At 42.5% G+C, this 8,296-nt stretch carries 3 protein-coding genes and 1 pseudogene; all 4 read left to right on the top strand.

The window, feature by feature from the left end; translation table 11 throughout:
• Positions 1–336 precede the first annotated feature (336 nt).
• Positions 337–525 (top strand): annotated as a pseudogene (locus PV763_RS16415) (transposase domain-containing protein); the annotation flags it as partial.
• Between the two features lie 358 nt (positions 526–883).
• Complete coding sequence (locus PV763_RS16410; RefSeq protein ID WP_420938228.1) at positions 884–1,333, top strand: hypothetical protein; 450 nt, start codon at positions 884–886, stop codon at positions 1,331–1,333.
• Positions 1,334–1,343: 10 nt separating this feature from the next.
• Positions 1,344–3,857, top strand: coding sequence for a hypothetical protein (locus PV763_RS16405; protein WP_420938227.1), 2,514 nt, complete (start codon positions 1,344–1,346; stop codon positions 3,855–3,857).
• The gene (locus tag PV763_RS16400; RefSeq protein ID WP_420938226.1) at positions 3,844–7,656 is read left to right on the top strand and encodes a site-specific integrase; all 3,813 of its coding nucleotides are present in this window, start codon (positions 3,844–3,846) and stop codon (positions 7,654–7,656) included. Before PV763_RS16405 ends, PV763_RS16400 begins: the two co-directional genes overlap by 14 nt.
• Positions 7,657–8,296 lie beyond the last annotated feature (640 nt).

Below are 8,296 nucleotides of genomic sequence, written 5' to 3'. Positions count from 1 at the left end.
TAAAAAGCGTGTACACAGTGCACTGGGTTATGTGTCGCCTTTTGAGTTTGAAGCAATGTACTATGATAAGATTAACCCGTTAGGTCAGGTGGCATAACTTAAATAAAAAAGTCTCCGACAAACCCGGTACGGTTCACACTTAAAAGTTAAAGTGCCTTTGTACGCCACGATCAATTCTATAGCCCTGTGAAGCAACAAATTTCGATTCACTTAGATACTGATGTTCTTGCATTTAACGAGACTGGCATCTAATCGAGTTGTCGTAAAATTTAAAACATGCTGCTTACGATAGCTCAATTAAAAATATTTGTGTAGATACCTATGCCTTGGGGGTAGAACTGGCTGTTTGCTGGCTCGCTACGCAGTGGTCAGCGAGCAGCGAACATGATGACCCTGATCCAGTCAGCAAAGATGAATGGGCTGTATCCATATGCCTATTTAAGTGATGTGCTGAAAAGGTTGCCGACAGATAAAGTGACCCAAATAGAATTACTGCGGCACCGCTGGGAACCTGAACCCAATTAAAAAATAGCGATGGGGTTCAGCGGATGCTTACCAAAATTTGAGGCGAGGCACATGATTTTCTGCTCAATTTAAACTGTTTTAACAGCATATCGATCAGTTTGATAAGCTCAAAGATTTACATCTTAGGCGGTTTTTTCACTTGCTTTTTATGACTGGATTTAATGATGTTTTGTTGAAACTGTTTATGGAAATTGAGGGGTTGTAACTAATATAGTGGGGGAGTTTGCAGAATATTAGATATTGTAAAATTATAAGTATTTGAATAATATTATTATTGTGATTATTAACTAAAAAATCTTTAAAAGTAAATAAAAAAAATGTTATAAAATTTTGTGTGTTAATTTTTGGTCATTTTAGTATGATTTTTGCTCAGTCAGCAAGCAACACTGCCCTCTTTCTTTATCAGTTTGTTCTTCCTTTCGTGACAAAAACACCAAAGCTACCCAAGTTGAAGCAGCAGGTGGGGAGTCTGAAGAAACAGAAACCAGGCAAGGATAAAGAGAAACAAGAGGAATTTGAAAAATGCTATGTGAAGATATGGCAGCAGATTCTCGAGATCTTAAAAACGGACAGTGCCGTGCGTGCACATGTGCACTATATGCCACAGCTGCAGTTGATCCGTGAACTTGATATTTATATTGATCCAGAAGTGCAGGCTGAGGTTTTTGGTCAGTCAGGGAAACTCAGTGCCTATTTTTTGATGACGTTTTTTAACTTGCGCAACGAGGAGGTCAAAAAACAAGTTAAAGAGATCCTGAAAATTAAGCGTCAGTGTGATCTTAGTCCTGAAAAAAAAATTGAATTGTGAGTCATGAAACGTGGCAAAAGTAAAATCTTTAGAAAATCTTTTGAAAGCTCAGCTCACTACTGAAGCGAAAGAATGTGAGAAATTAAATACAGCAGACAAAATAGCTAGTGATAAATTGCGGGTCAAATTCGCGATCCTATACTTGCAACTGCAGCAAACGGTGACGTCCACAGGATTTTCTGAATTACATGCAGAGGATGTGCACCAAATTGAGAAATTGAAAGCTAATGCGGCTGAGGTTTACACCTCGATTGTGAGCGCCCGACAACTAGGCAAGGATTATCTATTTGCGGCATTCACTTATTTTGCTACGTATGTTTCTGAACAGCTGGATGAAACCGGGTATTTGCTCTTGCGGGTCAGTTATTTGTTTTACAAGAAATATCAGGCGATTTGTCCGTTAACGGCTTCTGACGCCAAGCAAAAAGAAATCTGTGATTTGTTGCGCTACATTTGTAAACCGCTGGTTGAGCTTGGTCTGCAACAGCAAGAGGAAAGCAGTGAGGAAAGCAGTGAGGAAAGCGACAGCAGACGATTACTGCAATGCTATTTAGATTTTATGTTGAATCTGGTGCAGTTCAATAAGGAAATTTATGAGAATTGGACGGAGTTTATTCAGGATTTTTCTTTAAAAGAGAAAAAATTTTCTAACTACTTGCGTGCACTGACCATCATTTTTAAACGTCTGGCCGACAAAAAAATCGTGTATCGAAAAATCCACAGGAAAATACGAAGAAAACGCATACTGCAAAGAATAAAAGCTAAAAAACGGAAACCGAGAAAACCAAGACCTAAAAAGCTGAAACCTGTGCCGGATTGGCCCTCGCAAGAAGAGGAAGTTGAAAAGGACTACCCGTCGCAGGGGAAGATCACTTTAGCTGATTTTCCGGCTGATATCACGTTTGATCCATGGATCGTGATAGATGAAGAGGGCGAGATCGATGCGATTGAACAAGGTTGGCAGATCGAAACCACAGATCCGGGAACTGGTCGTTTTTTTAGATTTGTGAATGAATATGCGACGCATATGTTGCGACATCGACAGCGTCGTTTACAACCGCTGGTGACCAACTCTTATTATATGAGTCAGGATGTAATTCAGCATCTGTTTTACCTGTTAAATAGCGAATTAAATAGCCAAGATCCGGACAGTTCTGCCATGGCTGCCGCCTGTTTACTCAGTTTAAGCAGTGGCTTGTCACCTGTTGTACTCCTGAACTATGAACAGCTGATTGAAAAGGGGATGCTGCTGAAAACGGGGAGCGCCAAGTGGCCGGAATATCAGGTGAGACTGTATCTGGCGATTACTCAGCAAAAAAATGAAAGTTTAATGCCACATCAGTTGAATCATACGGTATCTCATGAGCTGTATCTGTCCAGCAGCTGGTTTGAATATCTACATTTACGTTGTGGTACTGCGCCTGTGACGGTGCAAGAGGTCAATCAATATCTGAAAAAATGCATAGCAGGACAACAGCTTGGTTCAATCACTGTCGAAAAGTTACAGGCACAGTTGTACTTCCATGTTTTTCACCACACGTTTAATGAATATATTGCACACGTGCTGTCGGGCAAAGATAGTTCTCATGATCTTCCCGGTAGTTTTTACGGAGGGGTTGCAAAGAAGCAGCTGAATGAGAAGTACCGGATTTATCTGAATACACTGTGCAGACCGGACACGGAAGCCGAGATCAAGATCGTCGAGCAGCAGTTTGAAAGCTCGAGTGAAGCGGATATCATCCGGCTGGGGAGTCAATTGGCCCTGACTCCGGATTTTGTGTCTGATTTCTTCCAGCAGCTGCACAAGGTCTGTCATGAGAAAATTCAGTTGCATCAGCACTTGATCGAGCGGATCAATGCCTACAGTTTGTGGATGTGGCATATCAGCCTGTTATGTTTAACACGACGTCCGCAAGAACATTTGTTGGGGGAGTGTAGTGCTTATGATCTGGATTTAAGACTGCTATATGTGAATGATAAAAAGAATAGCCAATCACGTAAGGATGGGCGTTTTATTCCGTTAGCGAAGTTTTTTACTCAGGCGTTTAAGCATTATCTCGATTTCTTAAACAGTGTGATCACTCACTATGCTGACTTACTGAAATTTGTTTTCAAGAAACATATCACCCTTGAAGATCTGTTTGGCAAGGTGATTGTCTATTCGGGAAGCCTGCCGGTGACGGCTCAAGCATGGGACAGCCCTAAAATCAGGATCAAGCCTCTCAGCCGAGCTTGGGTGAATGAGGCGTTGTCGCGCTATGGCTCAGCGCCTATTTACAATAACTGGCTGCGCCATTTTGCAATGAATATGTTGATGGATCATGGAGTGGCGTTTAATGTGATTCAGGCCTTGTACGGCCATGATCAACGCGATCAAGAGCTGTTTTATCGTTATTCCTCAGCCTCCTTGTATCAGTATATACGCCATGTCAGCCAAGGCATCGATGAGATGATCAAGACATTGCAGGTTGAGCATTTATCCAGTCCGATGCCAGAAAAGGATAAAGCACATGAAAAAGCATGATGTGATTGCTGCCTATATTGGTGAGCAAGTTGAACTGACTTTTCAGCAGATGCTCCAATCAATTGCAGGGCGTAAAAGAAGTACGACAGATATTGATGAAGGGCTTGAGAAAATCTGGCTAGATTTTCAGTCAGCGCTGAAGAAATTTTTGAAGAACCACAAGCTTAGCACGGCAACACTCCGAGCCCCTTATCTACAACAGAGCGAAGCCTATTTTTTTCAGCTGAAGGAAGACTACCTGAGCGAAACGCAAGAGGCTTATCCGATTAAAATCATGTCCCTGATATATGAAAATATCAAGCAGCAAGTCGAAGCGGATTTTAATAAGATGTCGGAGGTCATTAAAAAAAATCAGGGTAATACGCTTGAGATCGATAGCGAAATTGAGAAAATTTGGGTGGATTGTCAGGAAGAAATCAAGGCATTTTTAAAGGATAAAAAGATTGCCACGGTCGCGCTGAGAGCCCCTTATTTACAATGGGCTGAAGACTGTTTGATTAAGCGTAAAGAGGCTGATGAAAGCGCATCGGAAGATGCTTATCTGATTAAGATTCCATCAACCATTTATCATCAGATTGCTCAGCAAGTGGCCTTTACTTTTCAACAAATGAAGGAGGCTATTGCAGGACAGAAGGATAGCCAGCAGGAGGTCGATGACCAGATTGCCCGAATCTGGGCGGATTTCGCCAAAGGACTGGAGACTTTCTTAAGGAACAAAGACTTCACCACTCGTGCCAAGCGCAAACCGTATATCAAACACAGTGAAGCCAGTTTTTTAGCCTGTTTAGAACAGTATCAGAATGAGGAACAACAGCCTTATCCGATTAAGCTGCGTCCCACGACGCTGTTTTCTGATCCGCCACCGCGGCAGATTCTCAGCACTGAAGCCAGACTGCGGTTGGGACAGCAGCATTTTCATATTGCCAGAGGACTGAAGGCGTATTGGCGTAGCGAGACACTGCAGATGCCAACAGCACAACAGTGCTTGGGTCATCTGTATTTAAGTCTGATTTATTGTTCAGGCTGTAGTGATCTCACTCAGCTGGTCGCCATCGGCAATCGTCTGCTGGAGGAGGAGACAGAGAAGGAGAAAATGAGCAATCCGTTATCTGGGTATTCAACACTGTATCGAAGTGACTATAAAAAAATTACCAATCCACTGGTTCTCAGCTACAGCATGCCACACCGCTATTACGGCAATGAAATTAAAGACAAGATGATTTATCAGTGGCGGCATGTCTGGTTCAATCCTTATGCACAACTTTTTTTACACATCCTGAAACAGCAAGCAGAGGACCTGCAACCACAACATCCGCGTAAGGTGCTGGAAGCGATTCTGAGTGTGTTCGAGAATCTTAAAAAACAGCTCAAGGTCTCGGAACAGATTGCGGCATTAAAAAAAATCTTGCGATCCGAGGATCAGGATATCATTGGGATTACTGCACTCAAGCCCTTTCAGCATGTCAACCTGGCGCTGGAAATCCATCCCGACTTGAGTCTGGATATGTGTTTAAGTGAAGTGTTGCAGAATCATCTGAAAACCGTGTCTTTAACGGCAGAAGACCAAGGTGTAGCTTGGTTCAATACCTTGAAATCCACGGCTGATCTTGCCAAAGTAGAACATGAGATCCTCCCGTTAGAGACTGAAACAGCCAAACCGGTGGCTATCACGGCACATCAGCAACTGAAAGAGCTTCCATTTGAGTTGGAGTTTTTTGAACAAGAGCGAGCCCCGGCAGGGAAAAATAAGCAAAGCCAAAGACAACGCGATGAGCAACAGTTTAAGCAATGGCGCAATATCCGAACTCGGTTAAATGCAAAGAAGGCAGCCTTAAAGGGTGACAATTATAAAGAAAGCAATCTGATAGAAGCACAGTTAAGACTATTGAGCTGGATCTTTTATTTGAGAAAAGAAGAAAAAGAAAACGGCAAGAAATTAAAATTGAGTAGTATCAAGCGTTATCTGAGCAGTTTTGCGAAAGACTATTTCTGTCATATCTATATGTATGACAATGACCTTGAACAGATGAATGTAGAGCACTATGAGCAATTGTATGCCTCCATCCTGAACAGCATCGATGAACGTGCTGAAACACAGCGTGAATACACAGACACTCGCACTCAGGGTCGGGCACAATATGCCTTTGGACGACTGAAAGATTTTCATGCCTTTTGCCAGAAAAAATATCCGGAGAATGTGCCAGCGGTCAGCAGCTTTGACCACAGTGATTTTCAACGTATCCAGTTCTGCCAAGCCAAGCTCATCAGCCCACAGCTGTTTATTCAATTAAAAAAAAGAGTCATTCAGAAAATTGAGGCCTGTTCAACTGAAAAAGAAAAAGTCTATCTGCAGCTGTTGCTGCTGATGTACCTCCTGGCTTATCGTTTGGGATGTCGACTCAATGAAATCCGGGGACTGACGCTGGGTGAAATCATTTGTCCTCAACTGCTGTGGAAAGACGATCCAGGCAATCAAACGGTCGCCATTCGCATCATCTTAAGAAACAATGTCTATCGACGACTGAAAAGTCAAAATGCCCAACGTCAACTCGATTTGAATGCGGTATTACTGGATGATGAACTGCAAGCGGTGAAAAGCTATCTGCAAGATTGTTTTCAGCAGCCGAATAATAAAAAGGCGAACGAGCAGCTGGTTTTTGAGATCGGTGGAGAAATCCTGAGTGAGCTGTATATCTCACAAATGACCCGACTGCTGTTTGATGAAATTATCGATCCAGGTCATGGCTATACATTTCACAGTTTCCGCCATAGTGCCGCCAATCATTTGGCAATCGCCTGGCTGGGATCGAAAGAAATGGTGATGACCTATACCGACTACAGCTGGCAGCAGGCTAAGTCCATGCGCAAGCATCTGTTCGGTGAACAGGCGATCAGGCATGAAGCGGTGATTCAGCATAAATGGCGGTTGTTGGCAGATTGGATGGGGCATAGCTCGATTGAACAAACGGCCTCACACTACCTGCATACCTTGGATCTGCTGGCGATTGATCGAATTTACAATACGCCCTGTGTGGTTCATCCTTCTGTTCTGAACAGGCATTATGATCGTGGAGAAACTGAAGCGGTGGATCTGCATCGCGACCGCCCATACCGAAAGTGCTTTGAATCTGATCATCGGGTGTTGGGTATTGATCAGAAGGTACAACCGTGTCCGATGCCCAAGATGCAATTCGAGTTGAAGCCAACCTCCTATGAGCTCATCTACCCGTATCTCAACATCCAGAAAAACGTAGAGATCAAAGCGCCTGATACAGAGGATCAGCTACATATTTGGGTTAAGCGTGCGTTTTGGCTTGCTACAAAATGGCAAGTCCGATTCAGTCAATCAGAATGGAATCAGGACGGTGCAGCATTGACCGACAACCAGCACTTAACTGACCTTTATGACAAGCAGATCAAAACAAAGCTGAAGCCAAAGAGCCTACAGCCATTTACCGCATTAAAAGATCTTTTAAAGGAGCAGAAAGCCCTGTCGGCTTTAGCTGTATTGATTCAGCATGGCAAACTCAGAAGAAACAAGTTTTGTTTCCAATGTCGTTTTGATGCCCAGCAAAAGCCAAAAATGGGTTGGGAAATGCAGGATTTTATCGAGGGGATGCAGCTGTTGTTACCTGAAGATGTCCAATTACAGTACGATAACTATCCGGTGGATCTCACGCAAAAAAGTCGTAAGATTAACGTCTATTTTATCGATCAACAAAGCAATAAAAACATCACATTATCCCTTGTATTTGATTTGCTACTGGAAGCTGTACAACACCCTTCCTTATGGGAATAGCCTAAGCAGATATCGTTCAATTTAAGGGACCCAGGCCTTTGCTTTGTCAAAATCTGATTTGCCAAGCAAAGGCCTGGGTTTCCGCGAATTTGATTTTTTGTTTTAATTATTCTCATGATTTTAATTCATTGAGGTCCTTTCATAGAATTAAAAAATAAATGTAGGTAGTGCTTCAAAAAGTATGCTGCATAGATTTTGAGCTAAATAGGCATCCTTGGAGGTATTGAAAATACAGGGATTTTTTCGGTTAAAATTTTTAAAAAATAAGCCAGCATTAAATTTGAAACACCACCAGAAAATGAATAAAAAAGTCTAATTTGGTTTGACCAAAGTAAAAGATACAAATATGATAACTACATTACAGCAAAATCTGTAATCAGGCGTGGAAACCTGGAAATTACTACAGAAGCATTAAAGCCGCTTTAGCGGTTTTTTTGTGCTTATTATGCTTAGCTTGCCATTGTGGTAGGCCAGGCAGGGCAGTCTATGACTGGCCGTCTTCTGTAGTGCGGTATTTCCACCCCTGTTTGGTCTACCTCCATCTTGTGGAAAAGATGGTTGTAGATGGCTTTGTTGCACAAACCTATCTGTAAAGGCTTTTTCAGCGATATAATTTTCAAATGAAGAAGCCTACACACAA

This window comes from Acinetobacter sp. AS5 (assembly GCF_048957595.1).
Classification (GTDB): domain Bacteria; phylum Pseudomonadota; class Gammaproteobacteria; order Pseudomonadales; family Moraxellaceae; genus Acinetobacter.
The sequence above is the reverse complement of the archived record's forward strand: the minus strand, read 5'-3'. Positions and strand labels throughout refer to the sequence as shown.

What these genes read in the sequence shown, in the direction of transcription:
- PV763_RS16410 (WP_420938228.1), top strand. Translation starts at nt 884, where the DNA reads ATGATTTTTGCTCAGTCAGCAAGCAACACTGCCCTCTTTCTTTATCAG.
- PV763_RS16400 (WP_420938226.1), top strand. Translation starts at nt 3,844, where the DNA reads ATGAAAAAGCATGATGTGATTGCTGCCTATATTGGTGAGCAAGTTGAA.